This window comes from Nocardia sp. NRRL S-836 (genome assembly GCF_001279525.1).
Taxonomy (GTDB): Bacteria; Actinomycetota; Actinomycetes; order Mycobacteriales; family Pseudonocardiaceae; genus Lentzea.
The window spans coordinates 1-318 of sequence record NZ_LGDY01000050.1 but is presented as its reverse complement, the minus strand read 5'-3'; the positions used below and the strand labels follow the sequence as shown (position 1 = coordinate 318).

Annotated in this window: 1 protein-coding gene; it reads left to right on the top strand. The window is 76.7% G+C overall.

The window, feature by feature from the left end:
- Positions 1 to 318 (top strand): hypothetical protein (locus ADL03_RS48215; RefSeq protein ID WP_197288160.1); only part of this gene is annotated, 318 nt, incomplete at both ends.

The following is a 318-nucleotide window of genomic DNA, read 5'->3' as shown; positions in this document are numbered from 1 at the left end:
CGTCGGTCTCGACGCGCTGGTCGTCCGCGTCCCCGGTTTCGGCGGCGGCGTGCTCGGTGAGGTGGCCGAGAGGCTCACCGAGCCCGCTGAGGTGCTGCGCGGTAGGCTGGGCCGCCCGCGGGAGCTGCGTGCGGCCCCGGAGGCGGTGCATTCGGTGACCCGGCTGTTCGGCCCCGCCCTGCCGTGGCCGGGGCAGACTTCCCTGACCCTGCCGTGGTGGTACGCCGCCGCGCGCGGTTCGGGCGCGGAGCTGGTGCGGCAGCTGGACCTGTTGCAGGCCGACGCCGTGCGCGTGGCCGAGCGGTTCCACGCCGCGGA